Source organism: Rhizobium sp. Leaf262, assembly GCF_001422245.1.
Lineage (GTDB): Bacteria > Pseudomonadota > Alphaproteobacteria > Rhizobiales > Rhizobiaceae > Agrobacterium.
In genome coordinates this window covers 130,368-157,220 of the sequence record NZ_LMMM01000004.1, presented here as the reverse complement: position 1 = coordinate 157,220, position 26,853 = coordinate 130,368, and the positions used below count along the sequence as shown (strand labels likewise).

Below are 26,853 nucleotides of genomic sequence, written 5' to 3'. Positions count from 1 at the left end.
CACATTTCAAGATGCGCAATCTCGAATTGCAATCGATATCGGTAGACGATGTAAAAATACAACAGTCACGCCGTTGGCGCGGCAATCTTCAGTCCGAAACCCTGCATCAAACGGCGCGTTGTGAAGTCCGGCTGGCCGGAGGTGAAAATCGCAACGTCGAAACCTTCGGGATGCTCCGCACCCTCGACCAGCTCGACCTTTCGCCGCGCCTGGCGGGCAATGGCCTCCGCAGGGTCCAGCCAGTCCACCGGCCATGGGGCAAGACGGCGGAAAACATTGGCCATGAAGGGGTAATGCGTGCAGGCCAGCACGACGATATCCGTTCGCCTGCCCTCTTCCTCGATAAAGCATGGCGAAATTTCCGCCAGAACCGCCTCGTCCGAAATCGCCTCCCCCCGAATCCACGCTTCCGCCATGCGGGCGAGATTTTCCGAGCCGACGAGGCGCACATGACATTGCGAGGCGAAGGACTGGATGAGATCACGCGTGTAAGCACGTTTCACCGTGCCGGGTGTGGCGAGCACGGAGACGAGGCCTGAATGCGTGCGCTCTGCCGCGGGCTTGATGGCGGGCACCGTGCCCACGAAGGTCATGTCAGGAAATTTCTCGCGCAGAGCCGCACCAGCCAGCGTAAAGGCCGTGTTGCAGGCGACGATACAGATTTCCGGTTGATGGGTTTCGATCAGGCGCGCAAACAGGGCCAAAAGCCTTTCGCGCAAGGCGTCCTCTTCCCAGCCGCCATAGGGAAAACCCGCATCGTCGGCAATATAGATGAAGCCGCGCTCCGGCATCAGCACCCGCGCTTCGCGCAAAACAGTCAGCCCACCGATGCCGCTATCCAGCACAAGGACCGGCTTGAGTGTCGTTTCTACGGAATTATGCGTTGTCGCCGTCATTGTCCGCAGTGCTCCCGTCAGCATAAGGACCGTTGCTGCCGCGTGGTGTCTGGCGGCCATATTTGTCGAACGTACCGAACACGCCGCGCAACACGCTGATTTCCTGAGAAGTCAGCGCCCGGCGAGACAGAACGGCGCGCAGATTTTCGATCATGCGCTGCTTCTTTCCCTCCGGCCGGAAGTAACCGCGCGCATCCAGCGCTTCTTCCAGCTGTTCGAAAAGACCGTAAAGCTGTTCCTTCGTCGCCTGCTTCTGCTTGAGAGGTTCGAACAGCGTCTGGCTCAAATCCTCCATGCCTGACTTCATCCACTCATAGGACATCAGCAGCACGGCCTGCGCTATGTTGAGCGAGGCAAAGGCCGGGTTGACCGGAAAGGTCACGATCTCATCTGCCAGCGCCACTTCCTCATTAGTCAGGCCCCAACGTTCACGACCGAAGAGGATGCCGGTTTTCTCACCCGACTTGAATTTGACGCGAAGCGTCTCAGCCGCGACCACAGGCGCACGCACCGGCTTGAAGCCATAACGCTCCCGCGCCGTCGTGGCATAGGTGAATTGCAGGTCAGCCGTCGCTTCTTCGATAGTGTCGAACACCCGCGTATTATCGATGACGTGATCGGCCTTGGAGGCGGCAGACCGCGCCTTTTCGTTCGGCCAGCCATCACGCGGATTGACCAGCCGCAGCTCGGCCAGACCGAAATTGGCCATCGCACGTGCCACCATGCCGATATTTTCGCCCAACTGGGGCTCGACCAGAATGATTGCCGGACCTTCTGCCAGAAGCTCAAGCTCGCTGTTTGTACCTGCCATCGTCGCCTTCCAATATTTCGGCGTTTCACTGGCACAGTTTTCTGGACAAATCAAAGGCAGCGGCCCGCAAAAGCCGCTTATTCTCCCTTGATGATGTTGGTCATCTCCTGAACGAGGGAATCACGACCCTCGTCACCCACGCGGTGAATGTCGTTGATCACGGGCTTGCCATCTTCCTCGATCACGTCGAAATTGACCTGATCCACGGTCGCCTTCATCTCCGCCTCATCCATGCAGGCCCACAGCTTGAACTTGACGGTGACATCCGTCACGCCATCCTTGGCCGGTGCGGGCGTGATGCTGATGTCCTGCAACGGGCAGCCATCCTGCGAATTGGTGACCACGTCATAGCCGAAGGGATCGCCCTTATCGCCGCTCTCCACATCCGAGGCAGGCTTCTTGGACGCTTCCCGGTACTGCGCCACGAAGGCCTTGCTGAACAGCGTGGTCAGCAGATCCTCGTCGAAGATGTATTTCCAGTCATCCGCCTCGCCCGACCAGTTCTTGACGGTGATGTCCATCACCTTTTTGACCGGCTCCGTCGGGTCTGCCGCAAAGGCGTTGGTGGCTAGGAAAATGGCGGCGGTGGCGAGCAGAATGTTCCGCATGATGGTGTCCTGGAATAAGGCTTACCCTACGTAAGCGATTCGCCAGACTGTAATTGCGTCCTGTGTTTTGGCAATGCATCTGCGCGTGTTTTAGAAACACCAAAAAAGCACACCCATGGCTTTGCCTTCGCCGCACACGATGCTATAGCGCCACGGGATATTTTTTGCATATCGCGCCCTCCCGGCGCAATCGTTCTCGAAGGTGAGGAATTCATGACAAAGATCAAGGTAGCCAATCCGGTCGTCGATCTCGACGGCGACGAAATGACCCGTATCATCTGGCAGCTCATCAAGGACAAGCTGATCCTGCCTTACCTCGATCTCGATATCGAATATTACGATCTTTCCGTTGAAAACCGTGATGCTACCAACGACCAGGTAACGGTCGATGCGGCCCACGCCATCAAGAAGCACGGCGTCGGCATCAAGTGCGCGACGATCACGCCAGACGAAGATCGCGTCAAGGAATTCAACCTCAAGCAGATGTGGAAGAGCCCGAACGGCACGATCCGCAACATTCTGGGCGGCGTTATTTTCCGCGAGCCAATCATCTGCAAGAACGTACCGCGCCTCGTTCCCGGCTGGACCAAGCCGATCGTCGTTGGCCGTCACGCTTTCGGCGACCAGTATAAGGCAACCGATTTCAAGTTCCCCGGCAAGGGCAAGCTGTCCATCAAGTTCGTTGGTGAAGACGGTCAGGTCATCGAGAAGGACGTGTTCGACGCGCCCGGCGCTGGCGTTGCCATGGCCATGTACAACCTCGACGAATCGATCCGCGAATTCGCCCGCGCATCCATGAACTATGGCCTGATGCGCAAGTGGCCGGTCTACCTGTCCACCAAGAACACCATCCTCAAGGCCTATGACGGTCGCTTCAAGGACCTGTTCGAAGAAATCTACCAGACGGAATTCAAGGCGAAGTTCGACGAAGTCGGCATCACCTATGAGCACCGCCTGATCGACGACATGGTTGCCTCCGCTCTGAAGTGGTCCGGTGGTTACGTCTGGGCGTGCAAGAACTACGACGGCGACGTGCAGTCCGATACGGTTGCGCAGGGCTTCGGCTCGCTCGGCCTGATGACCTCCGTTCTTCTGTCGCCAGATGGCCGCACGGTAGAAGCTGAAGCTGCGCACGGCACGGTTACGCGCCACTACCGCCAGCACCAGAAGGGTCAGGAAACCTCGACCAACTCCATCGCCTCGATCTTCGCCTGGAGCCGTGGCCTCGCTCACCGCGCCAAGCTGGACGACAATGCCGAACTGGCACGTTTCGCCTCCACGCTGGAAACCGTCTGCGTCGACACTGTCGAAGCTGGCTTCATGACCAAGGATCTGGCACTGCTCATCGGCCCTGACCAGCCTTGGCTCTCCACGACGGCGTTCCTCGACAAGATCGATGAAAACCTGAAGGTTGCCATGTCTGCGTGATCTGGACGACGGAATGAATACGAAAACCCGGCCTCCGCGCCGGGTTTTTTATTGCATTTGACTTTATTTCTAGTAATGGTTGATTATTTCAATAAGGCAACCGTTATGCTGGATACATTGCATAAACTCAGTGATATTGTTCTCAAGGGCGCGCTTGTTGCCGCCGTAGCAATCATAACCCTTTATTTGACATGGCAAGAGCATACGGGGGAGCATATTAAACAATGCGACGCATTTTTCACAGGTCTGATCGACTCCGCCGTCAAACAGCAAGCAACAGATCAGGCCAAGGACTCACTTCTGTATAGAATTGGCAATTATGGCCGGATGTGCGGAAACCTTACGGATCAACAGATACAAAACATCATGAACGTCATGGTGCCACAACGCGTAGAAGGCGCCGTAGCTGAAACAGGGGGGCAACCGCTTGGCTGGGTGGCACTCTCCCGCATTCCCGCAACCAAATATGCCGACACAAATTTCGACCCTAAATCGGGAAAAAGCACCTTCGATGTGGAAGACATTATCAAAGCACGCTGGAGCGCAAATATAAGACTAAAGAATACGCCCGTGGATGATGGAGATAATCCTGTTGTCGGCGTGATCCAAGCTGGAACCTGTGTTAAAATCCTGGCGCGTGACAAAGGCATCAAGAACGAGTGGGCTAAGATATCTCTCGCAGATTGTACCTGATACCAAACCGGCATTTGAGCGATACCAGGGAGAAGACCAATGGGCGAACTGACATTTTACACCAACCCGATGTCTCGCGGCCGCATCATTCGTTGGATGCTGGAGGAAACCGGCGTGCCGTACAAAACCGAAATCCTCGGCTTCGGCACGTCGATGAAGTCGGATGCCTATCTGCAGATCAACCCAATGGGCAAGGTGCCTGCCATTCGGCACGGCGCCACGGTCGTGACCGAATGTGCCGCCATCTGCGCCTATCTTGCCGACGCCTTTCCAGAGGCCAATCTTGCACCACCGACCACGGACCGTGGACTATATTACCGCTGGCTGTTCTTCGCGGCTGGCCCGCTTGAAATGGCCGTGGCCAACAAGGCTATGGGCTTTGAAATCACCCCCGACAAACTGCGCATGGCAGGTTGCGGAGCATTTGGCGACGTAATGAACACGCTGGAGCGCGCAGTCAGCGAAAATCCTTTCGTCGCAGGCGAAAGCTTTACCGCAGCTGACGTCTACGTCGGCGCGCATATCGGCTGGGGTCTACAATTCGGCTCGATTGAAAAACGACAGGTATTCGTGGATTATTTGGCCCGCCTCAGTTCGCGCCCCGCCTTTAAGCGTGCCGCCCAGATTGATGAAGAGGCGACGAAGGAACTTCAGGCAGCGTCGTAGAATTAGGAGCTTATGGGAGACGTGGGCGTCGCTGAGATTCGAGTCCCACCATCGTCACCCTCGGGCTTGTCCCGAGGGTCTAACCACATTTCCCCTCGTGGTTCCTTATATCCTCGGGTCAAGCCCGAGGATGACGAGCGACGTTCTAAAACAACGCCCGCCGTCTGTTTGCTCACCCAACCAAAGCAGCCGCAACCGCCTCAATCGCCGCATCGGCCTTGTCCCCATCCGGGCCACCGGCCTGCGCCATGTCGGGGCGACCGCCGCCACCCTTGCCGCCGAGAGCAGCAGATGCGGTGCGCACGAGATCGACGGCGCTAAACCGCGATGTCAGGTCTTCGGTCACGGCAGCGACGGCGCTGGCCTTGCCATCGTCAGACACAGCAATCAGCAGAACGACGCCGGAGCCGAGGCTGGTCTTGGCGTCGTCTGCCAGTCCCTTGAGGTCTTTGGAGTCGATACCGGACATGGATCGGGCCAGGAACTTCACGCCGCCGATGTCTTTCACATCGCCAGCAGAACCGTCCGCTGAGCCGCCACCCATGGCAAGCTTGCGGCGGGCGTCCGCCAGTTCACGTTCCAGCTTCTTGCGCTCATCCATCAAGCTCTCGACTCGGCCCAAGACCTCGGCGGGCTGAACCTTGAGCGACGACGCCAGCGCCTTGACGCGCTCATCCTGCTCGGCCAGATAGGCGAAAGCCCCTGCGCCAGTGACCGCTTCGATACGGCGCACGCCTGCACTCACGGCGCTGTCGCCGAGAACGCGCACGAGACCGATTTGGCCAGTCGCCGCAACATGCGTGCCGCCGCAAAGTTCGACCGAGTAAGGACGATTGGCCTTCGCGCCATGAATACCGGTGCCCATCGAGACGACGCGAACCTCATCGCCATATTTCTCGCCAAACAGCGCCATCGCACCTTCGGCAATCGCATCGTCGACGCTCATCAGGCGGGTGACGACCGGCGAGTTCTGGAGGATGATCTCATTGGCCATATCCTCGACGATCTTCAACTCTTCCGCCGACATGGGCTTGGGGTGAGAAACGTCGAAACGCAGGCGTTCAGGCGCGACCAGCGAACCCTTCTGGGCCACGTGGGTGCCGAGCACTTCGCGAAGCGCTTCATGCAGCAGATGCGTGGCGGAATGGTTGGCGCGCAGGCGCGAGCGGCGATCGTGATCGACCGTCAGTTGAACTTCATCACCGACCTTGATGCCACCCTTGGCGACAGTGCCGATATGCACGAAGAGGCCTTCGCCCTTCTTATGGGTGTCGGACACCGTAAAGCTGCCGTCGTCGGAAGCGATGATGCCGGTGTCGCCCATCTGGCCACCGGACTCACCGTAAAACGGCGTCTGGTTGACAACGATCTGGACGTTTTCGCCTTCGGCGGCGCTATCCACCGCCTTACCATCCTTAACGATGGCCTGAACGATACCTTCTGCCGTCTCGGTATCGTAACCGAGAAACTCGGTCGCGCCGTGCTTTTCTTTCAGTTCGAACCAGACGGTTTCGGTCGCCTTGTCGCCGGAGCCGGTCCAGTGCGAGCGTGCCTCGGCCTTCTGGCGCTCCATCGCGTCGGTGAAGCCGGCAACATCGACGCCGATCTCACGGGCGCGCAGGGCGTCCTGCGTCAGATCGAGCGGGAAGCCGTAGGTGTCGTGGAGTTTGAAAGCCGTTTCGCCATCCAGCATGTCGCCCTTGTGGAGCGTGGATGTTGCATCAGACAGCAGCGTGAGACCGCGTGCCAGCGTCTTGCGGAAGCGGGTTTCTTCTAGCTTCAAGGTTTCGGAGATCAGCGCTTCGGCACGCACCAGTTCAGGATAGGCGCGGCCCATCTGCTGAACGAGCGCTGGCAACAGCTTCCAGATCAACGGCTCGCGCGAGCCCAGCAATTCGGCATGGCGCATGGCGCGACGCATGATGCGGCGCAGAACATAGCCGCGCCCTTCATTGGACGGCAGAACGCCATCGGCAATCAGGAAGGCGCTGGAACGCAGATGGTCGGCAATGATGCGATGGCTGGCGCGGTTCGCACCTTCAGCCGGAACACCGGTTGCTTCGACGGACGCCGAGATCAGCGCACGGAAGAGGTCGGTATCGTAATTGTCGTGCTTGCCCTGAAGCAGAGCGGAAATGCGCTCGAGGCCCATGCCGGTATCGATGGAAGGACGCGGCAGATCGATGCGCTGTTCCTTCGTCACCTGCTCATACTGCATGAAAACGAGGTTCCATATTTCGATGAACCGGTCACCATCCTCATCGGCAGAACCGGGAGGGCCGCCCCAGATGTGATCGCCATGGTCATAGAAGATTTCAGAGCATGGACCGCAGGGGCCGGTATCGCCCATGGCCCAGAAATTGTCGCTGGTCGGAATGCGGATGATGCGGTCATCGGAGAAACCGGCAATCTTCTTCCACAGGTTAAAGGCTTCGTCGTCGGTGTGATAGACCGTCACCAGCAGGCGGTTCTTATCAATGCCGAACTCCCCGGTGATCAGGTTCCAGGCATGGCTGATCGCCTCTTCCTTGAAGTAATCCCCGAAGGAAAAGTTACCCAGCATTTCGAAGAAGGTGTGGTGGCGGGCGGTGTAGCCGACATTGTCCAGGTCGTTATGCTTGCCACCGGCGCGAACGCACTTCTGTGACGAGGCGGCTGTCGAATATGGGCGGCTTTCCAATCCGGTGAAAACGTTCTTGAACTGCACCATGCCCGCATTGGTGAACATCAATGTCGGGTCGTTGCGCGGCACCAGCGGGCTGGAGGGCACGATCTCGTGGCCGTTCTTCTTGAAGTAGTCGAGGAAGGTCGACCGGATTTCATTTACACCGCTCATCAGAAGTCCTTCATTTCCACGCGATCCCGCGGCCATAGCATAAAAAACACTGGCTTTTATCGCTCACCACCCTGCCTGTCCAGCCAAAGAGGGCGGGGTTACAGCACAAATAAAGGCCGTGCGACACAATCGCACGACCTTTGATCTTCAAACGCCCGAATATCTCAAGACTTCAGCCTCGAAAGGCCTGATCATGCGTCAGGTTCAACCCCATCCGCATCCGCTTCAGGTCCACCATTCTGGAGGAACTTCTCGGCGATGAGACCGGCATTCTGGCGCAGCGCCAGTTCGATCTCTTCCGCCACGGCAGGATTTTCCTTGAGGAAGGTCTTGGCGTTTTCACGACCCTGCCCCAGACGCTGGCTCTTGTAGGAGAACCACGCACCAGCCTTTTCGACCAGACCGGCCTTCACGCCCAGATCTACCAGCTCGCCCGTCTTGGAGACGCCTTCGCCATACATGATGTCGAATTCGACCTGCTTGAAGGGAGGCGCCATCTTGTTCTTGACGACCTTGACGCGCGTCTGGTTGCCGACAACCTCTTCGCGATCCTTGACCGCGCCGATGCGGCGGATGTCGAGACGAACGGACGCATAAAACTTCAGCGCGTTACCACCGGTCGTCACTTCCGGCGAACCGTAGGAAATGCCGATCTTCATACGGATCTGGTTGATGAAGATGACCATGGTCTTCGACTTGGAAATCGAAGCGGTCAGCTTGCGCAGCGCCTGGCTCATCAAACGAGCCTGAAGACCGGGAAGGCTGTCTCCCATTTCGCCTTCGATTTCCGCACGTGGTGTCAGCGCCGCAACGGAGTCGACAACGAGAACGTCGCACGCACCGGAACGGACAAGCGTATCGGTGATTTCAAGTGCCTGTTCACCCGTGTCGGGCTGAGAGATCAGAAGATTGTGCAGATCGACGCCGAGCTTGCGGGCATAGACCGGATCAAGCGCATGTTCCGCATCCACGAAGGCGCAGATGCCGCCCTTCTTCTGGGCTTCTGCAATGGTCTGCAAAGCCAGTGTCGTCTTACCGGAGCTTTCCGGTCCGTAAATTTCGATGATACGGCCCTTCGGAAGACCGCCAATACCGAGCGCGACGTCAAGGCTGAGCGAACCGGTTGAAATGGTCTCGACCTCGACGATGCTTTCATTGGAACCGAGCTTCATGATCGATCCCTTGCCGAACGACCGTTCGATCTGGGAAAGCGCCGCTTCCAGTGCCTTGCTTTTATCCACTGCTTTGTCCTCTACAAGACGCAAAGAATTTTGTGCCATCTGGAAACCACCTTTAGGTTATTGAAGCCGCACAGGCAATGAAGCTCTCTGTGGCGATTTTGTACTTTATTTGTTCTCATTCCACAAGCGCGCATCATCATATTGAAAACAAATATGGATAAGTCCTTTGTTCTACTTTTGTTTTTCTTTTGGCGCTGTGGAAAAACAGGGACGTAAGGTAGGGTTGGAATAGCCTACCCGGCACGAATCGACGCATGGTTGACCGATCAAAACAGGAAGTTTCGCAGTGACAAAAATACTCGTTCTGGGCGGCGCGCACATAGACCGGCGGGGCATGATCGAGACCGAAACGGCAATGGGTGCCAGCAATCCAGGCTCATGGATGGAAGAAGCTGGTGGCGGCGGTTTCAATGCGGCGCGAAATCTCGCCCGGCTTGGATTTTCAGCCCGGATGATTGCACCTCGCGGTGGTGATGCCAATGGCGAGACCGTTGCGGCGGCGGCACTCGAGGCTGGCGTGGAAGACACGCCGTTCACCTTCCTCGACAGGCGCACGCCGAGCTACACCGCCATTCTGGAGCGCGACGGCAATCTCGTCATCGCCATTGCCGATATGGATCTCTACCGCCTGTTCACCCCCCGTCGCCTGCGAGTACGCGCCGTTCGCGACGCGATAGAGAATAGTGACGTCATTTTATGCGACGCCAACCTGCCGCAGGATACGCTGAGCGCCATCGGCAAGGCGGCAAAGGCCTGTGGCAAGCCGCTGGCGGCGATTGCCATATCGCCGGCAAAGGTGGTGCGGCTGAAGCCCGCCTTGGCCGATATCGACATGCTGTTCATGAACGAGGCCGAGGCGCGGGCTTTGACGGAGGCGAAGGTCGATGACGTTTGCGACTGGCCCCGGCATCTTGCAGCACTTGGCCTGCGCGGTGGTGTCATCACCAGCGGCGCACGAAACGTCGTCGCGTTTTCGCAAAACGAAACCGCGATCCTCCACCCGCCCCTGATCGAGGCTGTGCGCGACGTGACCGGTGCGGGCGACGCGATGGCTTCGGGCTATCTGGCCGCAATCATCAAAGGGCACGCCCCGTCGCAGGCGCTTCGCTGGGGCGCAGCCGCTGCCGCCATCACCGTACAATCTTCCAGCGCGACAGCGTCCGAATTGGACCCGCAAACGCTGGATGCCATGCTGGCCCTTGTGCCGCCTGCCGAAATGGTGTGAACAGACCCCTGAAATAAACCCGGAAGAACAAAATGACAAAGTCCCTTTCCCCCCTGTTGCCGATTGCCTATTCGCAAGAGGTCGCCGCCGCCAAGCAGCGCGGTGCGCCCATCGTCGCGCTGGAATCCACCATCATCACCCACGGCATGCCCTACCCCGGCAACATCCAGATGGCCGAAAGCGTCGAGCAGATCATCCGCGATCAGGGCGCGGTTCCCGCCACCATCGCAGTCATTCACGGCACACTGCATATCGGCTTGGAAAAGCAGGAGCTGGAAGCACTGGCCCAGACCAAGGATGCCATGAAGGTCTCGCGGGCCGATATCGCCTTTGCGATTGCCGAGCGCCGCACGGGCGCCACCACCGTCGCCGCCACCATGATTGCCGCAGAACATGCGGGCATCAAGGTCTTCGCCACCGGCGGCATCGGCGGCGTGCATCGCGGTGCGGAAGAAACCTTCGATATTTCTGCGGACCTGACCGAACTGGCCAGAACAGCCGTCATCGTGGTCTGCGCGGGCGCAAAAGCCATTCTCGATATTCCCAAGACGCTTGAAGTGCTGGAGACCAACGGCGTGCCGGTCGTTACCTTCGGCTCGACGGAATTTCCGGCCTTCTGGTCGCGCGCATCTGGCCTGAAAAGCCCGCTTTCGCTGAATAGCCCGGCGGCCATCGCCAACTTCCAGGCTACACGCGAACAGCTTGGCATCGATGGCGGCATGCTGGTTGCCAATCCGGTGCCGGAAGAAGACGAAATTTCCCGCGAAGAGATGGAAGTCTATATCACCCGCGCCCTGTCCCACGCGGAAGAAGACGAGATCGCCGGCAAGGCCGTCACGCCTTATCTCCTGTCCAAGATTTTCGAGATCACCGAAGGCCGCAGCCTCGATACGAATATTGCGCTGGTGCGCAACAATGCGCGCCTTGCGGCAGAAATCGCCGTGGCACTCGTTTAAAACAGAAAGGCCCGGAAGCATTGGCTTCCGGGCCTTTCTCATCTCGGGTATCAGGCCTCAATTCTGGGCGACCGGGCGAACCAGTGGCGTGATGCGGCGGATGGTGACGCGACGGTTTTCCTGGTTCGGACCGAGCGTCTGAACCTTGAGATAGCGTTCGCCGTAACCCTGCGTCGTGAGGTTTTCAGGCGGAATGCCGTAAACCTCGGTCAACACGTTGGCGACCGACTCCGCACGTTCGTCGGACAGAACAAGGTTGCTTTCATCCGAGCCAACGGCATCCGTATGGCCTTCGATCAGGAAGGTTTCAGCCGGATTGTTTTTCAGCACCTTGTTCATGGCATCCGCGACCTTGCGCAGCGACTGCGCCTGGCTCATCGGAATTTCCGCACTGCCGGTGGCAAAGGTGATCGTATCGAGGTCGATACGGCGCACCATGTCGCGGACACGCGCGGAATAACGGACTTCATCGAGCGAGTAGACGCGCTGCACAGGCTCGACCGGCGGCTGCTCGAGGAAGCGGTAGTAGTCGCGATCCTCATCGGACGAAGTGTCGATGATGTACTCGTTGACCGGAATGCGCAGACGCAGCGGCGGCAGGTCGAGGCCGGGATCGCGATAGACATATTCACGGTCCGGCTGGTCGACGAGCTCAGGCGCATAGAACAGCACATATTCGCGGCCGCGGGCATCGATGCGCGAGCGCTGAACCACGTCGCCATAACGGTTGCGGATCGTTACGACCTGCGTGCCGTCGGAACGCTCGATGGTTTCGCGATACCGGTCGTTCGGCAGACGCTCGTAATACGGCTTTGCGCCTTCGCTGATAAAGCGGTCGTCATCGTTACCGCGAACGACCACACGGTCGCCGAACTGCAGGAAGACGCGATCGCCCATATCGCGGTCGCGCGGCATGTCACGCGGACGCCATTCGCGGACACCATCGGGACGATCGAACTGCGGACGGCGGTCGATACGCTCACCCTGAACGTTGGTGATGTTCTGGATGTTGATTGTGGTGTTTCCGCTTTCCTGGCGGGCAGCGGACTGGGCTTCGGCGTCGGATGTCGGCACCTTGAAGTCCTTCACCTGCTCACGCTCGCGGCGACGTTCTTCACGGCTCTGCGGGTTGCCGGTACGATAGGCTTCCTTGTCGCTGTCAAGTACGGCAGCACCCTTGTCGACGGGCAGAAGCACTGTATCAGCGGATTTGGAGGGGTCCTTGGCGATAGCACGGGCCTTGTCCAGATCTTCCTTGCTTGTCGGTGCGGCTTCCTGCTGCGGAGCAAGCACGCGATCCGGTACCGGCTCTCCGGCTGGGGCCTGACCCGTTGTTGCGCCGTCCTGTGCGGGCGCAGGTGCAGTCGGCACCGGTGCAGGTGCGGGCTCACCGTTCTGTGCACGCGGTGGGCGTGGCTGTTCTGACGGCTGCTGGCCTGGAGCCGGGTTCGGCTGCTCGGCAGGCGCTGGGGCCTTGCCCGGTGTCGGCGGTTCGACCGGCACAGGGGCCTTGCCTGCTTCAGGCTCGGATGCTGCTGGCTTCTTGCCGGGAACGGCTGGCTTTTCCGGGTTGGCTTCGCCACTTGCGGGCGCATTGTCACGCGTCGGGCGCTTGCGTTCGCTGTCGGCGTTTGGTGCCTGCGTGCCTTCGGCTGCCGGCTGCTGCTCACGCTGCGGGCGGCGCGGTGTTTCAGTCTGCTGTTCCGGCTTTGCCTCGGAAGGGGCTGCGTCGGGCTGCGCGTCGCCACGGCGTGGACGATCGGGGCGTTGTTCACCCTCTGCAGCAGGCTGCTGGTCGCGCTGCGGACGACGTGGGCGTTCCTGTTGCTGCTCCGGCTGTGCCTGCGCAGGCGCGGCATCTGGCTGGGCATCACGACGCGGACGAGCGGGCTGCTCTGCTGCGTCAGGCGCAGCTTCGCGTCGGCGCTGCGGCTGTTCGGCGGCATCGGGTGCAGCTTCGCGACGCGGGCGCTGCTGCTCGGGTGCAGCTTCCGGCGCGGCCTCACGGCGCGGACGCGGCGCTTCTTCCTGGCGCTGCTCGGCCCGAGGCTGTTGCTCGCGCGGCTGCTCGGCCTTTGGCTCTTCGCGCTGCGGCTCTTCGGCCTTGCGCTTCTTGGGCACCTCTTCGGCAGGCGGTTCTGCCTGCGCCAGCAGCATTTCGCCACTCACCATACCGGGCTGCGTGGACGTGTAATAGGCTGCGCCACGGCCAGAAGCCGCAAGTGCAGGCTCGGCAACAATCGCAATCGACATCAGGGGAAAGACCACCCCGGTCAGCAGCTTGTTTTTCTTCAGCATCAAAGTTCCTCACCTGAAAATAGTTTCTACCGCTTGTCTCACGGCATTTGGAAAAACGCGTCTGCACATGCGGGCGCTGAACAACGCCTGAATGGCAGCCTTGTTCCCATGATGACGAAGCTCTTCTGTACCGTAAATGAACAGATCAAGGCGTTTTCGTGAGTTGTTTGTGGCGTTCGTTGCACTGCGAAACGATTAGGGTTGCATTTTTTAGGCAAGGATAAGACTATCCGCCAAGCGCGCCTGCCGCCCCGTTCCGGGCCCGGTCGCCGCGCGAAACTTTTACCGCACGGAAAACATAAACAAACCGAAGCGGGACCTGCCAAAAGAGAGGATCGAAATGCGTATTTCCACCCGTCTGCTTGCTGCTGCATCGATTGCCGCGATGTCGCTTTTCTCCGGTGCCGCCATGGCTCAGGACAAGCTGGTCATTGGCACGGAAGGCGCCTACCCACCCTTCAACGTTCTCGAAGCAGACGGCACCTTGACCGGCTTCGACATCGATATTGCCAAGGCGCTCTGCACCGAGATGAAGACCGAGTGCACCTTCGTCACCAACGACTGGGACGGCATGATCCCGGCGCTTCAGGCCAAGAAGTTCGACGCTATCGTCGCTTCCATGTCGATCACACCGGAGCGACTGGAGAAGGTCGACTTCTCCAAGAAGTACTACAATACGCCTCCAGCCATCGCCGTCCCGAAGGACAGCCCGGTCAAGACCGTTGAAGACCTGAAGGGTAAGACAATCGGCGCGCAGGGTTCCACCACCCACGCCAACTACGCCGAAAAGCATCTGGCTGATTCCGAATTGAAGCTCTATCCGACAGCAGACGAGTACAAGCTCGACATCACCAATGGCCGTATCGATGGCGTCATCGACGACATCGTCGTACTGTCCGAGTGGGTCAAGTCCGACGCTGGCGCATGCTGCAAGATTCTCGCTCCCATGCCTGTCGATGAAGCCATCAATGGTCAGGGCGCAGGCATTGCGGTTCGCAAGGGTGACAAGGCACTTGCGGACAAGCTGACAGCAGCGATTGCGGCAATTCGCGCAAACGGCGAGTACAAGAAGATCAACGACAAGTACTTCGATTTCGACGTCTACGGCAAATAAGGCCGATTGTTCTGTTGAAATATCGTGGCGGAAGGCTTGCCCTTCCGCCATTTTTGTTTGAGAACAAGTTCATAAAATAATATGAGACGCGCGGCAAAGTCCGCAGGGGAAATTGGCATGAGCGGAGCACTTTCCGCCATAGGTTCGTTCTGGACCTATCTGACGTATATTTTCGATCCCTTCTGCGGACCGGTCGGCATCTTCTCTCTTTTTGGCGATGGAACCCTCGTGGCCTGCGGCAATGCGGGCTGGGGCGATGAAATCGCCTTCGGCGTCAAGATCACCATATCGGTCGCGCTGGCGACCTTACCGGTTGGCCTTGTCATCGGCTTTCTCATCGCACTGGCGGCGCAATCGCAGGAAAAGTCGCTGCGGTTGGCAGCGGGTATCTACACCACGATCTTTCGCGGCCTGCCTGAACTGCTGACTCTGTTCATCGTCTATTACGGCATTCAGATGCTGCTGCAATCGATAGGCGGTTATATCGGTTATGACGGCCCCATCGAGATCAACGCCTTCGTGGCGGGCATGATCGCGCTCTCCGTCGTCTTTTCATCCTACGCGTCCGAAGTTCTGCTTTCGGCTTTTCGGGCCATACCCAAGGGTCAGTACGAGGCAGGCGACGCGCTCGGCCTGCCCAGAAGCCGCACCATGGTGCTGATCATCATTCCGCAACTCGTGCGCATCGCCCTGCCCGGCATGACGAATCTTTGGATGATCCTGCTCAAGGACACATCCTACGTCTCGATCATCGGCCTTTCGGACATCCTGCGCCAGACAGGCATCGCCGCGCGTGTCAGCAAGGAAGCCTTCTTCTTCTATGGCATCGCCTGTCTTCTTTATCTTATACTGGCACTGATTTCCTCCTTTGGCCTTGGTTTCATAGACCGCTGGTCTCGTCGCTCGGAGGCGCGCCGATGAGCCATATCGACCAGCTAATTCCCGCACGCCCGGCTCCACCCGCACCAATCAGGGCGCTCTCCACCGCCAAAGTCGTCGGCGTAAGTGTCACCGCACTCTGGTGCCTGCTGGCCGTGGGACTGATCTACAGCGTCGTTTCCGACTGGGACCCAGACAAATTCACCCGCTATGGACCGCGCTATCTCGACGGCCTGCTGACCACGCTGACCCTGGTGGGCACATCGGTCGTCCTCGGGGCCGTTCTATCGCTGCCTATCGCCTTTGCCCGCATGTCGCACAACAGGATCATCGGCTCGCTGGCCTATGTCTATGTCTACGTCTTTCGCAGCACCCCGCTTCTGGCACAGCTTTTCCTTATCTATTACGGCCTGGGAAGCTTCCGGCCCGAGATGGAAGCGGTCGGACTGTGGTGGTTCTTCCGTGAGGCATGGTATTGCGGTCTCCTGTCGCTGACGCTCAACACCGCAGCCTACCAGGCGGAAATTCTGCGCGGAGCGATCCAGAGCGTTCCAAAAGGGCAACATGAGGGTGCCGCATCCCTCGGTATTTCCAAGGCCGTAACGTTCTGGAAGGTCGTTCTGCCACAGGCACTGATCGTGGCGCTGCGTCCCTATGGCAACGAAATCATCCTGATGATCAAGGGCTCTGCTGTCGTCTCCATCGTCACCGTATTCGACCTGATGGGTCAGACGCGCTATGCCTTCTCCCGCACCTTCGACTACCAGACCTATCTATGGGCTGCGATCTTCTATCTCTCCATGGTCGAAATCCTGCGCCACACATGGGCACGGCTGGAGGCGAGACTGACCCGCCATCTCAAGCGCTGAAACGACGTGGCAGCACTCTTGTCAGTCGGATGCTAACACACTGAAAAATATAACATTTTTGTGAAAAACGCACCCGTTGGCAAGCTTCGGTTAATCATGTCATGCTTCCATGGTCATCGGTATCGAATGATATCGCGACCAGCGAGAACGGGAGCAGCCACCATGAACAAAGACATGGAAATGATGCTGAAGGGCTATGGCCTGACGACTGCTGAAATCATCTACAGAATGCCGGATCACCCCATCGTCCTGCAGACCTACCTCTGGCAGAACTACGATCTGGCGCCTGATTTCCCCGAAATGCACGGTTTTCTGAAATTCTGGAAGGAAAAGCTGGACGGTCCGCTGCATTCGGTCCGCTATATTCACCGCCAGCTGATTTCCGCACAGGAATGGCGCTCGCTGAAAGGCGAGTTCATCATTCACTGAGAAGACAGACGTCGCACCCTGCGGATTTGCAGTCCGGCGCGACTGAGCTTGGGGAGCTTCCTTCGCGAGGTCACCTGTCTATAAAAGGTGCCTTGGCAGAACGCTTCCATTTGACCGGGAAACCCTCTAAGCAGGCGTCCAAACCTGACGAAAGCCCGGATGCGTGTGATGACAAAGAACCAGAAGATCGATGAAGAAGCCCTAGCCGAAGCCTATAACCGCGCACTCGCGCTGGAAAAGGCGGGCGATATCGACGCAGCCGTCAAGGCCTATGAAGAGGTTCTCGAGATCGACCCGGAAGATCATGGCGGGGCTGCCGTGCGCATCGCTTCCATGGGCCGCGGCGAGACGCCACCCAAGGCTCCGGACGCCTATGTCGAAACGCTGTTCGACCAGCAGGCCGAAGCTTTCGAGGATATTCTTGTCGAGCAACTGGGATATGCGGTGCCGATGATCGTGCGCCAGCGCCTGCAAACGCTGGAACTCGGCCCCTTCAAGCGGATGCTGGATCTGGGCTGCGGCACGGGCCTCACCGGTGAAGCGCTGCGCGACATGGTGGACGACATTACCGGCATGGATATTTCAGAAAACATGGTCGAACTCGCCCATGAGAAGGACCTCTACGAAACACTCTACGTCGCCGAAGTCGAAGATTTTCTGGAAGACAACGATGACGAGCCCTTCGATCTGATCACCGCGACCGATGTTCTGCCCTATCTCGGCGCGCTGGAACCGATCTTCTTCGGCGCGGCTGAAAACATGGTCGAAGGCGGCATCTTCATCTTTTCGTCGGAAACCCTGTCCGAAGAAATCCTTGCCGGTCGCCCCTACATGGTCGGCCCGCACCAGCGATTTGCACATTCAGAAACCTATGTCCGCGAACGCCTTGCCGCGACAGGTTTCGACATCGTTGAAGTCACCGATATCAATGTGCGTATGCAGGACGGGCACCCGACGCCGGGCCATCTGGTGATTGCAAAGTTCAAGGGGTGATAGCGCGGTCTATCGCCAAGCTCGGGCTTGCCCCCAAGCATGTGGCACCTGTCCGCGTGGCAGAGGGAAAAACGGAAAGGCGTACCGTCAGGCACGCCTCTTCGCATCACTCTTCGCCGGACTTGGGATTGTCCAGCAGCATATAATCCAGCGGCAGTTCGGTCGTGTATTTGATCTGCTCCATCGCAAAGACAGACGATACGTCGCGAATTTCGATCTTGGCGATCATACGCTTGTAGAAGGCGTCATAGGCAGCGATATCAGGCACAACGACCCGCAAAAGATAATCGACGTCGCCGCTCATGCGGTAGAATTCCACCACTTCCGGAAATTCGGAAACCACTTCGGAAAAGCGCTTCAACCACTCGATCGAGTGCGAGGCCGTCCGAATGGAGACGAAGACCGTGACCTTGGTGTTGACCTTGCCGGCATCGAGAATGGCGACACGGCGGCGAATGACGCCATCCTCTTCCATTTTCTGAATGCGACGCCAGCATGGCGTGGTCGAAAGGCCGACCTTCTTGGCAAGATCAGCGACGGCCAGAGTGGAATCTTCCTGCAAAATGCGTAGTATTTTTCGGTCGAGTCGGTCCAATCTACTCTCCTACGGAATTATTTTCCTCTGTTTACACTAAAAAATTCAGAAAAAAAGAAATTTGTTTCAGGCGCAAAGCCTTTCCACAGAGTTGCGAAGTATCGGCAACAATTCGATTTCGAACCAAGGGTTTTTCTTGAGCCACGACGTATTGCGCCAGCTCGGATGCGGCAGGGGCAGCACCGGAAGCCCCTCATTGGCATAAAGGTAGCTTCGCCAGTTCTGCACGGTCTGCGTCATCGTCTTCTGACGGCGCGCCCCAAGGTGCCATGCCTGCGCATATTGGCCGATAGCCAGAACCAGCTCGATCTGCGGCATGGCTTGCAGCACGGTCTGTCGCCAGCGGGGTGCACATTCCCGGCGCGGAGGCAGATCGCTGCCGCTGGCATCATAACCGGGAAAACAGAAACCCATCGGCACGATCGCGAACCGGTCGCTGTCGTAAAATCTCTCACGATCGACATTCAGCCAGTTCCGAAGACGGTTGCCAGACGCATCGTCAAAGGGCAAGCCGCTTTCGTGCACTCGCAATCCGGGCGCCTGCCCGGCAATTAGCACCCGCGCCGTTGTTGAGATGACAGCGACCGGACGCGGCTCGTGAGGTAAACGGTCGTCCTCACCTTTCAGCGGCGCATCTCGACAGAGCCGACATTGCGCAATGTGCAGCCGCAGCGCCGCGATCCCATCATCCGTGCCTTTTACGATCATGGCCTTGTCTACCATCCCAGAATATGCCGGACCAGTCCGAGAAGACCGGCAAGCGGCACATCCATATCGGCGGCCTTGTTCTCGCGCCGCCAGTCTCCGGGACGTTCAAACGTGCCGGACCATATGCCAGCCTTGCGATCCTGCGCGTGCGCCTGTTCGTTCGAAAAGAGAAAATATTCGGTCGTCACGGCGTAACCGGCCTTTACGATCTGTCCAGCCAGATCGCGCTCGCCGATCCGGCAGCGAACAAGCAGCCGCCGATAGCGATCCCGCTCACTGCCGGAACATTCCACTGCACCACCTCGAAGCAATGTCTGGACATACGCTTTCGCCTCCCTGCCGCAAGGCCATTGTTCGGCATCGCGCATGCAGCTTTGCCCCAGCTCCGGCGCATCTATGCCGATGAGGCGGAAACGCTCGCCATCGCGGGCAATCGTGTCTCCGTCAATCGCTGCGAAGAGGCCCGAAAAGCGCTCCTCATTCATGCCATCCAGCCGTGCGGCGATCAACGTTCCCAGCACCAGAATCAAAACGGCAATGATACCGTCCTTCAGCAGCCGGAGGGGTCCGCCTGACTTTCGTCTCATGTAAGAACAAACCCTTTTCAGAAATGGCAAACAAATCCTTTAACGGCAGCATCTTCTTAAGATTTTGCCACTAGGCTGCAAGTCTTTAGATCACTTGCGTTGTGTCAATGAGTAAGAGCGCCAGCACCACTGCCGACAAGAACATCGTCGATCGGTCCCGGACTCGCCGTAACAAGGCCGTGTTCGACACGGTCAGGGCGACGCGTGAGCGCTTGCAATACGGTCCCGTCAGCGGGCATGCTTTCGAACGCGACATGCTGCAGATGCACATTGCCGAGACCTTGCAGAGCGCGACCATCATGCCTCTGTTCATTATCCTGGCAACCGGCGTCGGCATCTATATCAGCCGTGATCCGCAGATCCTGGGCTGGGCCATCCTGGCGCTGACCGCCCATGCCATCACCCTGCTTCTCGCGCGCCGCGCATCCCGACTGGAACTGACCGCCGCCAACCTGTCGACGTGGAGCAGCCTGTTTCTGGCAGCCCAGATCGTCATGGGGCTGGTCTGGGTGCTGTTCGCTTTCCAGAAAATAGAACCGGGCGACCCGTCGCTCATCATGTTCTACAAAGGCGGCACTCTGCTGATCGCCCTGTCGATAACGGCGACCTCAAACGTGCTGCTGCGGCGCGCCATGCTGATGACGTTCCTGCCGGTACTGGTCGCGCTGACCGTAACGGCGGCACTGTCGCGAAGTCCGATGGAAATTGGCCTTGCCCTGATGTTTGGCCTGTCGATGCTGTTTTGCCACCACGTCACGAAACGGCTCTACCAGTCCAGCATCAAGCTTCTGTCTTTCCAATCCGAAAAGGACGACCTGATAGCGGAACTGGAAGTCGCGAAATCCATGTCGGACGAGGCGCGACGCCGTGCCGAAGAAGCCAATATGGCCAAGTCCCGCTTCCTTGCCTCCATGTCCCACGAGCTGCGCACGCCACTCAACGCGATTCTGGGCTTTTCGGAGGTCATGGCATCGGAAGTGCTGGGGCCACTCAACAATCCGCTCTATAAAGAGTATTCCGGCGATATTCACCGGTCCGGCCAGCACCTGCTTGATCTCATCAACGAAATTCTAGACCTCTCCCGCATCGAAGCCGGTCGTTACGATCTGCATGAAGAGGCCATAGCACTTCTGGAGATTGCCGATGACTGCGTCGGCATGATCCAGCTCCGGGCGCGGGCAAAGAACATCCGCATTTCGCAACAGTTCGAAGGTAGCCTGCCGCATGTCTGGGCGGACGAGAAATCCATCCGTCAGGTCATCCTCAACCTCCTGTCCAATGCCGTCAAATTCACCTCCCAAGGGGGCGAGATCACCATCAAGGCAGGCTGGACGGCGGGCGGCGGACAATATGTCTCGATCAAGGACAATGGCCCCGGCATTCCCGAAGAGGAAATTCCGGTGGTGCTTTCTGCCTTCGGTCAGGGGTCGATTGCCATCAAAAGCGCCGAACAGGGCACCGGCCTCGGCCTGCCCATCGTACAGGCCATTCTGGCCAAGCATGACGGCCAGTTCATGCTGAAGTCGCGCCTGCGTGAGGGGACCGAGGTCATCGCCATCCTGCCTGCCAAGCGCGTTCTGCAAAGCATCCCGGCCGTCGAGGACGTGCCGGTGGTACAACCGCGCAAGCGGTCCTTCGCCTGAACGTTTCCTTTTTGGCTGGAAACCTTGTGGATTAAATCAGAACCACCGGCAAGAAGAGCGTGCTGACCAGCGAGTACAGCACGAAGCCGCCATTGGCCATGAGCAGGCAGAACACGGCAAAAGAGCCGAGGTCCTTGGCGTTGCGGGCGGCGGAGGAAAACTCCGGAGACACCCTGTCCACGATTTCTTCGATAGCTGTGTTCAGCGCTTCCACGGAAAACAGCAACAGCATCAGCACGATAAAAATGAGATAGTGGGCCAACGGCGCGCCGACGACGCCCATGAGGGCCAGCCCCGCGCCAAGCGCAAGAACCTCGTGGCGAAACGCCGCCTCTTTCCACAGCCGTGATAGGCCTTGCGCCGAGTAGCGGGCGGCTGCAAAAAGGTGCTTGAATCCGGTCTCCTTGCGAAAGACCGGTTCTGTTGGCGGCATGCCGTTGGTGTTGTCCATGATGCTCTCAGTGGTCTGTGCGAGTATCGACACCCGCTGCAGCGAAGGTCGCCATGCCGGAATGGCAGGCAGCGGCGGCTTTGACGATGCCTGCTGCGAGTGCCGCACCAGTGCCCTCGCCCAGGCGCATGCCCAGTGCCAGAAGCGGCGTCTTTCCCAGCTTTTCGACGGCGGCCAGATGTCCGGGCTCGCCCGAGACGTGGCCGATGAGGCAATGATCGAGCGCTGCGGGATTGGCCGCCTTGAGAAGCGCGGCGGCGGCAGTTGCCACGTAGCCGTCGATCAGCACGGGAATCTTCTCCACGCGTGCAGCCAGAATGGCACCAGCCATTGCTGCAATTTCGCGGCCACCCAGACGTCGCATGATTTCCAGCGGATCGGACAGATGTTCCTTGTGAAACTCGACGGCGGCTTTGACGGCAGCGATCTTACGCGCCATCACATCACCTTCCGAACCCGTGCCGGGGCCGGTCCACTCTTCCGCCGTGCCGCCATAAAGAGCGAGGTTGATGGCCGCCGCAACGGTGGTGTTGCCGATACCCATCTCTCCCACGCAAAGAAGGTCGGTTCCGCCCGCAATCGCTTCCATGCCGAAGGCCATGGTGGCGGCGCAATCACGCTCGGAAAGCGCATCCTCGCAGGTGATGTCGCCGGTGGGGTAGTCCAGCGCCAGATCGAATATCTTCAGTCCCAGATCATGCGTGACGCAAATCTGGTTGATGGCGGCGCCGCCGGCAGCGAAGTTTTCCACCATCTGCTGGGTGACGGAAGATGGGTAAGGCGTCACGCCATTGCGTGTCACACCGTGGTTACCGGCAAAAATCGCGACCAGCGGGCGGTTGACAGCAGGCGCACGACCCGACCATGCCGCCAGCCACATGGCGATTTCTTCCAGACGACCGAGGGAACCGGCCGGTTTCGTCAGTTGCGCATTGCGCTCTTTGGCAGCCACCAGCGCGTAGGTATCAGGCCCCGGAAGGTCGCGCAGCAGGGTGCGAAAATCATCGAAAGGCAATCCGCTCATGCTCATGGTATCGGTCTCTCTGGTCACGCCGGGCGCTTGTGTTTTCCGGCAAATCGGTCTTTTCTGCGCCTCTCATAATCGGGGATGCGCAGAGGGACAACCTCAAATGCGACAGGCGCGTGCTGAACACAAGGAGAGGCCTTTGGCTGTGGGAAATTTTATGACGGATATGATGCGCTCGCTGAGTTTTCTCAGCCGCATTCCCGTCAACGATATTTTCTTCGAAGATGACCAGCGTCCGCTTGGCCAGATGGTACGTGCCTTTCCCGTGGCGGGGGTGCTGATCGCCCTGCCCCCGGCATGTCTGGCGGCTGTTTTCGTGTGGGTGGAGGCAGACCCGCTACTGTTGGCCGCCATCGTTCTTGCCGCCGCGACCATGATGACCGGCGCGTTGCACGAAGACGGACTTGCCGACACCGCAGACGGATTGGGCGGTGGCAGCACGAGGGAACGCGCACTTGATATCATGAAGGACAGCCGCATCGGCACCTATGGCGCAATCGCGCTCGTTCTTTCCTTTCTCATCCGAACCACGGCAATTGCGTCTCTGGCGCGTGACCTTTCTCCCTTCGGCATTGCGGCCTGCCTCGTTGCCACCGCCTGCTTCAGCCGTGGCCTGATGGTGTGGCATTGGCAGGCCCTGCCAGCCGCCAGAGACGGCGGTGTCGCGGCTATGGCTGGCCAGCCGGGAGAGCGCGACCGCCAGGGTGCCATCGTCTACGGCCTGGCCATCGCCATCTTGCTTTGTCTGCCGTTCTTCTCGCCCCTGATTCTGGTGACCGCATTTGCCGCTCTCTTCGGCGTCACGCATCTCTTCAACCGCCTCTGCCTTCGCAGGATCGAAGGGCATAGCGGCGACACGATCGGCGCAACCCAGCAGATCACAGAGATCGTGATGCTCGCCGCACTTGCGCTCATTGCGTGAAATGCAGATATGGAAATGATGGAATCACCTTGCATCAATATCTGCACGCTCGACCCGCTGGATGGCCTGTGCACAGGCTGTCATCGCAGCATCGAGGAAATCATGAGCTGGACGCGCTACACAGCGGGCGAGCGCGGCATCATCATGGCGGATCTTGCCCACCGCGCCGCGACGCGCAACCAGACCCCTCAGGAGACGGCGACCATATGAACAGGCTGACCTTCGTTTTCCTCGTGCTGGGCATCGGCCTTGCATTGCTGATCATCAACCATGACAGCGGCCAGACCTTCGGCATCAACAACGAGCAATTCGGAGAGGTGATCTATCTGCTACCCATCGCTGGGCTGCTATCGGTCGGTATTCTGGCTGGAAATCGCGGTGGACTGCCAACAGCGTTACGCCAGCTCGCCATATGGCTCGTCATCATTCTCGGTCTCGTCGCGGTCTATGTTTACCGGTACGATTTTCAACGTTTCGGAGACAGGCTGCTGGCCGGGCTGATACCGGGACGCGCCGTGGTGGCGACCACGATGACCGGGGAACAGGAAGTCATTCTCAACAAAACCATGAGCGGCCATTTCGAAACCAACGCGCAGGTCGATGGATCCACGATACACATGCTGGTCGACACCGGTGCAAGCTCCGTGGTTCTGTCACATAGCGACGCGCAAGCCGCCGGTATCAATGTCGATGATCTCGCCTACACCGTCACGGTCATGACGGCCAATGGACGCACATCAGCCGCGCCGGTACGCCTGTCGGAAATCGCCATCGGTCCCATCGTTCGCCGTAACGTTTCGGCGCTGGTCGCTCAGAACGGTCAGCTTGACCAAAGCCTGCTGGGCATGACCTTCCTGTCTACGCTCGGTTCGCTGCAAATGCAGACGGATGAGTTAAGGCTGCGGGACCGCTAGAACGTTTCCTGTCGAGTGCAAACGCTCTAAAAGAAGTTCACCGTCAAATCTGGCTGAACTGCTTGGCGCGTGGACCGGAAAGAATGACCTCCCATGCAGCCTTGTTCTCGAACTTCTGCCGAGCAAGGAATGTGTAGCCGGTGCGATCCCACGACTTGATCGTGCTGGTCATGTTGTCAAGAACATAGTCTGCGTCGGCAAGGCGAACCATCAGGACTGCGTGGTTGTTGCCGCTGCGATCCAGCACCACGGATACGGCCATCTTGTTGGCCGGAAAACCCGCGTCAAGAAGCGCCTTGGTCTTTGCCACCGCATAGTCCTCGCAGTCGCCGCGACCGTCCTTCGGCAAGGCCCAGTAGTTGCTGCGCCCATAGACCACCGTGTCTTCGGCGGGCCTGATGGCGGCATTGACCTGGCGATTGACTTTGGTCAGCAACACGAGAGCATCGCTGTCGCTCATCTTTACGCCTGCCTTGGTGGTGCACAGCCAGCTGTAGCGCTGACACGCGGAGGAAAACCCTTCCGGGGCGGCAATGGCACGGGTGGCCTGCAACTGCCCGGCAAAAGCAGACGTACCACACGCCACCGCGCTCAAAAGAGCGAAGCCCAATACAGAAATCTTCATAAGATGCCAGTCCCTTCGAGATAGCCTGGTGATCATGGAGCGGCGAAACACCGCTCGACTCACGCAGTAAAACTAAGGCATTCACACTGAAGGTGACCCGACGCCACGTCGTACTCGAACAAAAACACCTTTAAAACGCGCCTAAGCCCACCTCATGGCATGATTAGCCTAAAATTTCAAAAAAAAATTAACGTAGCCCCTTTTGATGCGTGCCGAATCGGGAAATTCCACGTCTGAAACAAACGTTCCTTTGAGTTTCAGCGCTACACATCAACACCCAAAAACACACGAAAATTAGAATATATTTCCGCGGTATGCGTAATCACTTCGAGTAAAAATGCAAATATCATAATCAATTATAGCTATAGTCAAGGTGTTAGTACGAAATAATCACAGTATACCATCATATTGTGGATAATTTTTTCCTAAGATAGCCTCCAGAATGCGGTGATGAACTGCCAATAAATGGAGGAATCCCATGAGCAGTAAGATAACAACTGTGTTCTCGTGTATTGCAATCTTGCTGTCCAGTACGACACTGGTATCGGCACAAACGCGCCCACAACGATGCGACCGGGTCACACCCGGAACTCTCGAAGCAGCGCTCTGCAGACCAACAGCTACCATTCCCTCGGCACTGAGCAGCCAAGGCGACAGCGATGGCAATCGCGGAAATTCCGGCAGCAACAATCCAGGTGGTGGCAACCCCGGCGGCGGTAATCCCGGCGGCGGTAATCCTGGCGGCGGTAATCCTGGCGGTGGCGGCCATCACGGAGGCGGTGGCCATCATGGCGGTGGCGGTAACCACGGCGGTGGCGGGCACCATGGCGGCGGTGGCAACCATGGCGGCGGCGGTAACCATGGCGGCGGCGGTAACCACGGCGGCGGCGGTAACCATGGCGGCGGCGGTAACCATGGCGGCGGCGGTAACCATGGCGGCGGTGGCAACCACGGCGGCGGCGGTAACCATGGCGGCGGTGGCAACCACGGCGGTGGCGGTAACCATGGCGGCGGTGGCAACCACGGCGGTGGCTGGGGTGGTCACGGCGGTGGTGGCGAACATGGCGGCTGGGGCGGCGGCAACGGCAACGGTGGCGGCAACGGCAATGGAGGTGGCAATGGTAACCAAGGCGACGGTCACGGTGGTGGCCATGGGGGCGGTCACGGCGATGGCGGCAATCATGGAGGTCAAGGCGGTGGACACGGTGGTGGTCACGGCGGCGGCAACGGTGACGGCGGTCACGGCGGTGGACATGGCGGTGGCCACGGTGGTGGTCATGGCGGTGGCCACGGCGATGGCGGCCATGGTAGCAGCGGCAACGGAACCGGCAATGGTAACGGTGAAGGGAACGGCAATGGTGCCGGTAACGGCAACGCCACCTGACATTGCGTAAGCGCTTCGGCGGTGGACGTATTGTCAGTGCCAGAACTTGAAATCG

The 26,853-nt window shown here is 58.7% G+C and carries 27 protein-coding genes; 14 read left to right on the top strand and 13 right to left on the bottom strand.

The features are described 5' to 3' along the window. Positions 1-65 precede the first annotated feature (65 nt). The 3 genes from murI to ASF29_RS06360 form a co-directional block, all read right to left on the bottom strand. Positions 66-896 carry a glutamate racemase gene (gene murI, locus ASF29_RS06370; protein WP_062449676.1) on the bottom strand — a complete coding sequence of 277 codons (831 nt, stop codon included), beginning with the start codon at positions 894-896 and terminating at the stop codon, positions 66-68. Beyond that, on the bottom strand, positions 877-1,707 hold the full coding sequence (locus tag ASF29_RS06365; protein ID WP_062449674.1) for an RNA methyltransferase: 831 nt from the start codon (positions 1,705-1,707) through the stop codon (positions 877-879). Before ASF29_RS06365 ends, murI begins: the two co-directional genes overlap by 20 nt. A 77-nt stretch (positions 1,708-1,784) precedes the next feature. Continuing rightward, positions 1,785-2,315, bottom strand: coding sequence for a hypothetical protein (locus ASF29_RS06360; protein ID WP_062449672.1), 531 nt, complete (start codon positions 2,313-2,315; stop codon positions 1,785-1,787). A gap of 213 nt (positions 2,316-2,528) precedes the next feature. Here ASF29_RS06360 and ASF29_RS06355 point away from each other — a divergent pair, with 213 nt between their 5' ends. From ASF29_RS06355 to ASF29_RS06345, 3 genes are all read left to right on the top strand, one after another. Continuing rightward, positions 2,529-3,743 (top strand): NADP-dependent isocitrate dehydrogenase, encoded by a 1,215-nt coding sequence (locus tag ASF29_RS06355; RefSeq protein WP_062449670.1) that lies wholly within the window; start codon positions 2,529-2,531, stop codon positions 3,741-3,743. A gap of 105 nt (positions 3,744-3,848) precedes the next feature. Then, positions 3,849-4,436 carry a hypothetical protein gene (locus tag ASF29_RS06350; RefSeq protein WP_156462550.1) on the top strand — a complete coding sequence of 196 codons (588 nt, stop codon included), beginning with the start codon at positions 3,849-3,851 and terminating at the stop codon, positions 4,434-4,436. A gap of 39 nt (positions 4,437-4,475) precedes the next feature. Then, complete coding sequence (locus tag ASF29_RS06345; RefSeq protein WP_062449666.1) at positions 4,476-5,102, top strand: glutathione S-transferase family protein; 627 nt, start codon at positions 4,476-4,478, stop codon at positions 5,100-5,102. 172 nt (positions 5,103-5,274) lie between these two features. Here ASF29_RS06345 and alaS read toward each other — a convergent pair whose 3' ends face one another. Next, positions 5,275-7,938, bottom strand: a complete 2,664-nt coding sequence (alaS, locus tag ASF29_RS06340; RefSeq protein WP_062449943.1) for an alanine--tRNA ligase — start codon at positions 7,936-7,938, stop codon at positions 5,275-5,277. Between the two features lie 191 nt (positions 7,939-8,129). Further along, entirely contained in the window at positions 8,130-9,218 is a 1,089-nt protein-coding gene (recA, locus tag ASF29_RS06335; RefSeq protein ID WP_062449664.1) for a recombinase RecA, read from the bottom strand. Positions 9,219-9,465: 247 nt separating this feature from the next. Here recA and ASF29_RS06330 point away from each other — a divergent pair, with 247 nt between their 5' ends. Both ASF29_RS06330 and ASF29_RS06325 read left to right on the top strand, forming a co-directional pair. After that, positions 9,466-10,404 carry a carbohydrate kinase family protein gene (locus ASF29_RS06330; protein WP_062449662.1) on the top strand — a complete coding sequence of 313 codons (939 nt, stop codon included), beginning with the start codon at positions 9,466-9,468 and terminating at the stop codon, positions 10,402-10,404. Positions 10,405-10,436: 32 nt separating this feature from the next. Then, positions 10,437-11,360: a pseudouridine-5'-phosphate glycosidase gene (locus tag ASF29_RS06325; RefSeq protein WP_062449661.1), complete on the top strand. Its 924-nt coding sequence runs from the start codon at positions 10,437-10,439 to the stop codon at positions 11,358-11,360. Positions 11,361-11,417: 57 nt separating this feature from the next. Here ASF29_RS06325 and ASF29_RS06320 read toward each other — a convergent pair whose 3' ends face one another. Then, complete coding sequence (locus tag ASF29_RS06320) at positions 11,418-13,658, bottom strand: OmpA family protein (RefSeq protein ID WP_062449659.1); 2,241 nt, start codon at positions 13,656-13,658, stop codon at positions 11,418-11,420. Between the two features lie 340 nt (positions 13,659-13,998). Here ASF29_RS06320 and ASF29_RS06315 point away from each other — a divergent pair, with 340 nt between their 5' ends. The 5 genes from ASF29_RS06315 to ASF29_RS06295 all read left to right on the top strand — a co-directional run bounded on the left by ASF29_RS06315 (position 13,999) and on the right by ASF29_RS06295 (position 17,942). Further along, complete coding sequence (locus ASF29_RS06315; RefSeq protein WP_062449657.1) at positions 13,999-14,772, top strand: ABC transporter substrate-binding protein; 774 nt, start codon at positions 13,999-14,001, stop codon at positions 14,770-14,772. 117 nt (positions 14,773-14,889) lie between these two features. After that, positions 14,890-15,693 carry an ABC transporter permease gene (locus ASF29_RS06310; RefSeq protein ID WP_062449942.1) on the top strand — a complete coding sequence of 268 codons (804 nt, stop codon included), beginning with the start codon at positions 14,890-14,892 and terminating at the stop codon, positions 15,691-15,693. Beyond that, positions 15,690-16,520 carry an ABC transporter permease gene (locus tag ASF29_RS06305; RefSeq protein ID WP_062449655.1) on the top strand — a complete coding sequence of 277 codons (831 nt, stop codon included), beginning with the start codon at positions 15,690-15,692 and terminating at the stop codon, positions 16,518-16,520. The genes ASF29_RS06310 and ASF29_RS06305 overlap by 4 nt, the downstream gene beginning before the upstream one ends. 162 nt (positions 16,521-16,682) lie before the next feature. After that, positions 16,683-16,949: an usg protein gene (locus ASF29_RS06300; RefSeq protein WP_062449653.1), complete on the top strand. Its 267-nt coding sequence runs from the start codon at positions 16,683-16,685 to the stop codon at positions 16,947-16,949. 168 nt (positions 16,950-17,117) lie between these two features. Then, entirely contained in the window at positions 17,118-17,942 is an 825-nt protein-coding gene (locus tag ASF29_RS06295; protein WP_062449941.1) for a class I SAM-dependent methyltransferase, read from the top strand. Between the two features lie 106 nt (positions 17,943-18,048). Here the strand turns inward: ASF29_RS06295 and ASF29_RS06290 are convergent, their stop codons facing one another. The 3 genes from ASF29_RS06290 to ASF29_RS06280 all read right to left on the bottom strand — a co-directional run bounded on the left by ASF29_RS06290 (position 18,049) and on the right by ASF29_RS06280 (position 19,832). Beyond that, entirely contained in the window at positions 18,049-18,537 is a 489-nt protein-coding gene (locus tag ASF29_RS06290; RefSeq protein WP_062449651.1) for an Lrp/AsnC family transcriptional regulator, read from the bottom strand. Between the two features lie 66 nt (positions 18,538-18,603). Next, positions 18,604-19,245: a uracil-DNA glycosylase family protein gene (locus tag ASF29_RS06285; RefSeq protein WP_062449940.1), complete on the bottom strand. Its 642-nt coding sequence runs from the start codon at positions 19,243-19,245 to the stop codon at positions 18,604-18,606. Between the two features lie 8 nt (positions 19,246-19,253). Continuing rightward, positions 19,254-19,832 carry a thermonuclease family protein gene (locus ASF29_RS06280; protein WP_062449650.1) on the bottom strand — a complete coding sequence of 193 codons (579 nt, stop codon included), beginning with the start codon at positions 19,830-19,832 and terminating at the stop codon, positions 19,254-19,256. Between the two features lie 107 nt (positions 19,833-19,939). Between ASF29_RS06280 and ASF29_RS06275 the strand changes: the two genes are divergently transcribed. Continuing rightward, a complete protein-coding gene (locus ASF29_RS06275) occupies positions 19,940-21,475 on the top strand; it encodes an ATP-binding protein (RefSeq protein WP_062449648.1) in 1,536 nt (511 codons plus the stop codon). Between the two features lie 31 nt (positions 21,476-21,506). Here the strand turns inward: ASF29_RS06275 and ASF29_RS06270 are convergent, their stop codons facing one another. Both ASF29_RS06270 and cobT read right to left on the bottom strand, forming a co-directional pair. Further along, positions 21,507-21,926, bottom strand: a complete 420-nt coding sequence (locus tag ASF29_RS06270) for a diacylglycerol kinase (RefSeq protein ID WP_062449646.1) — start codon at positions 21,924-21,926, stop codon at positions 21,507-21,509. 7 nt (positions 21,927-21,933) lie between these two features. Further along, positions 21,934-22,956 carry a nicotinate-nucleotide--dimethylbenzimidazole phosphoribosyltransferase gene (cobT, locus tag ASF29_RS06265; RefSeq protein ID WP_062449939.1) on the bottom strand — a complete coding sequence of 341 codons (1,023 nt, stop codon included), beginning with the start codon at positions 22,954-22,956 and terminating at the stop codon, positions 21,934-21,936. Positions 22,957-23,110: 154 nt separating this feature from the next. On the opposite strand from cobT, the gene cobS reads away from it, so the two are divergent. Genes cobS through ASF29_RS06250 form a run of 3 tightly spaced genes read left to right on the top strand, consistent with a single transcriptional unit; the run spans position 23,111 to position 24,789 of the window. Further along, positions 23,111-23,875, top strand: a complete 765-nt coding sequence (gene cobS / locus ASF29_RS06260) for an adenosylcobinamide-GDP ribazoletransferase (protein ID WP_244473499.1) — start codon at positions 23,111-23,113, stop codon at positions 23,873-23,875. Positions 23,876-23,890: 15 nt separating this feature from the next. Then, entirely contained in the window at positions 23,891-24,085 is a 195-nt protein-coding gene (locus ASF29_RS06255; RefSeq protein WP_244473498.1) for a DUF1289 domain-containing protein, read from the top strand. Continuing rightward, the gene (locus ASF29_RS06250; protein ID WP_062449636.1) at positions 24,082-24,789 is read left to right on the top strand and encodes a TIGR02281 family clan AA aspartic protease; all 708 of its coding nucleotides are present in this window, start codon (positions 24,082-24,084) and stop codon (positions 24,787-24,789) included. Before ASF29_RS06255 ends, ASF29_RS06250 begins: the two co-directional genes overlap by 4 nt. 43 nt (positions 24,790-24,832) lie before the next feature. Here ASF29_RS06250 and ASF29_RS06245 read toward each other — a convergent pair whose 3' ends face one another. Both ASF29_RS06245 and ASF29_RS24660 read right to left on the bottom strand, forming a co-directional pair. Then, positions 24,833-25,414, bottom strand: coding sequence for a transglutaminase-like cysteine peptidase (locus tag ASF29_RS06245; protein WP_062449634.1), 582 nt, complete (start codon positions 25,412-25,414; stop codon positions 24,833-24,835). 403 nt (positions 25,415-25,817) lie between these two features. Beyond that, complete coding sequence (locus ASF29_RS24660) at positions 25,818-26,801, bottom strand: hypothetical protein (RefSeq protein ID WP_200925518.1); 984 nt, start codon at positions 26,799-26,801, stop codon at positions 25,818-25,820. Positions 26,802-26,853: the final 52 nt, after the last annotated feature.

Coding starts and splice junctions, on each gene's coding strand:
- ASF29_RS06280 (WP_062449650.1), bottom strand. CDS start 19,832: ATGAGACGAAAGTCAGGCGGACCCCTCCGGCTGCTGAAGGACGGTATC.
- ASF29_RS06360 (WP_062449672.1), bottom strand. CDS start 2,315: ATGCGGAACATTCTGCTCGCCACCGCCGCCATTTTCCTAGCCACCAAC.
- ASF29_RS06295 (WP_062449941.1), top strand. CDS start 17,118: ATGACAAAGAACCAGAAGATCGATGAAGAAGCCCTAGCCGAAGCCTAT.
- murI (WP_062449676.1), bottom strand. CDS start 896: ATGACGGCGACAACGCATAATTCCGTAGAAACGACACTCAAGCCGGTC.
- ASF29_RS06350 (WP_156462550.1), top strand. CDS start 3,849: ATGCTGGATACATTGCATAAACTCAGTGATATTGTTCTCAAGGGCGCG.
- ASF29_RS06250 (WP_062449636.1), top strand. CDS start 24,082: ATGAACAGGCTGACCTTCGTTTTCCTCGTGCTGGGCATCGGCCTTGCA.
- ASF29_RS06320 (WP_062449659.1), bottom strand. CDS start 13,658: ATGCTGAAGAAAAACAAGCTGCTGACCGGGGTGGTCTTTCCCCTGATG.
- ASF29_RS06365 (WP_062449674.1), bottom strand. CDS start 1,707: ATGGCAGGTACAAACAGCGAGCTTGAGCTTCTGGCAGAAGGTCCGGCA.
- ASF29_RS06355 (WP_062449670.1), top strand. CDS start 2,529: ATGACAAAGATCAAGGTAGCCAATCCGGTCGTCGATCTCGACGGCGAC.
- cobT (WP_062449939.1), bottom strand. CDS start 22,956: ATGAGCATGAGCGGATTGCCTTTCGATGATTTTCGCACCCTGCTGCGC.
- ASF29_RS06270 (WP_062449646.1), bottom strand. CDS start 21,926: ATGGACAACACCAACGGCATGCCGCCAACAGAACCGGTCTTTCGCAAG.
- ASF29_RS06345 (WP_062449666.1), top strand. CDS start 4,476: ATGGGCGAACTGACATTTTACACCAACCCGATGTCTCGCGGCCGCATC.
- ASF29_RS06300 (WP_062449653.1), top strand. CDS start 16,683: ATGAACAAAGACATGGAAATGATGCTGAAGGGCTATGGCCTGACGACT.
- ASF29_RS06255 (WP_244473498.1), top strand. CDS start 23,891: ATGATGGAATCACCTTGCATCAATATCTGCACGCTCGACCCGCTGGAT.
- ASF29_RS06275 (WP_062449648.1), top strand. CDS start 19,940: ATGAGTAAGAGCGCCAGCACCACTGCCGACAAGAACATCGTCGATCGG.
- ASF29_RS24660 (WP_200925518.1), bottom strand. CDS start 26,801: ATGTCAGGTGGCGTTGCCGTTACCGGCACCATTGCCGTTCCCTTCACC.
- ASF29_RS06245 (WP_062449634.1), bottom strand. CDS start 25,414: ATGAAGATTTCTGTATTGGGCTTCGCTCTTTTGAGCGCGGTGGCGTGT.
- ASF29_RS06285 (WP_062449940.1), bottom strand. CDS start 19,245: ATGATCGTAAAAGGCACGGATGATGGGATCGCGGCGCTGCGGCTGCAC.
- ASF29_RS06315 (WP_062449657.1), top strand. CDS start 13,999: ATGCGTATTTCCACCCGTCTGCTTGCTGCTGCATCGATTGCCGCGATG.
- ASF29_RS06310 (WP_062449942.1), top strand. CDS start 14,890: ATGAGCGGAGCACTTTCCGCCATAGGTTCGTTCTGGACCTATCTGACG.
- cobS (WP_244473499.1), top strand. CDS start 23,111: ATGACGGATATGATGCGCTCGCTGAGTTTTCTCAGCCGCATTCCCGTC.
- alaS (WP_062449943.1), bottom strand. CDS start 7,938: ATGAGCGGTGTAAATGAAATCCGGTCGACCTTCCTCGACTACTTCAAG.
- ASF29_RS06325 (WP_062449661.1), top strand. CDS start 10,437: ATGACAAAGTCCCTTTCCCCCCTGTTGCCGATTGCCTATTCGCAAGAG.
- recA (WP_062449664.1), bottom strand. CDS start 9,218: ATGGCACAAAATTCTTTGCGTCTTGTAGAGGACAAAGCAGTGGATAAA.
- ASF29_RS06305 (WP_062449655.1), top strand. CDS start 15,690: ATGAGCCATATCGACCAGCTAATTCCCGCACGCCCGGCTCCACCCGCA.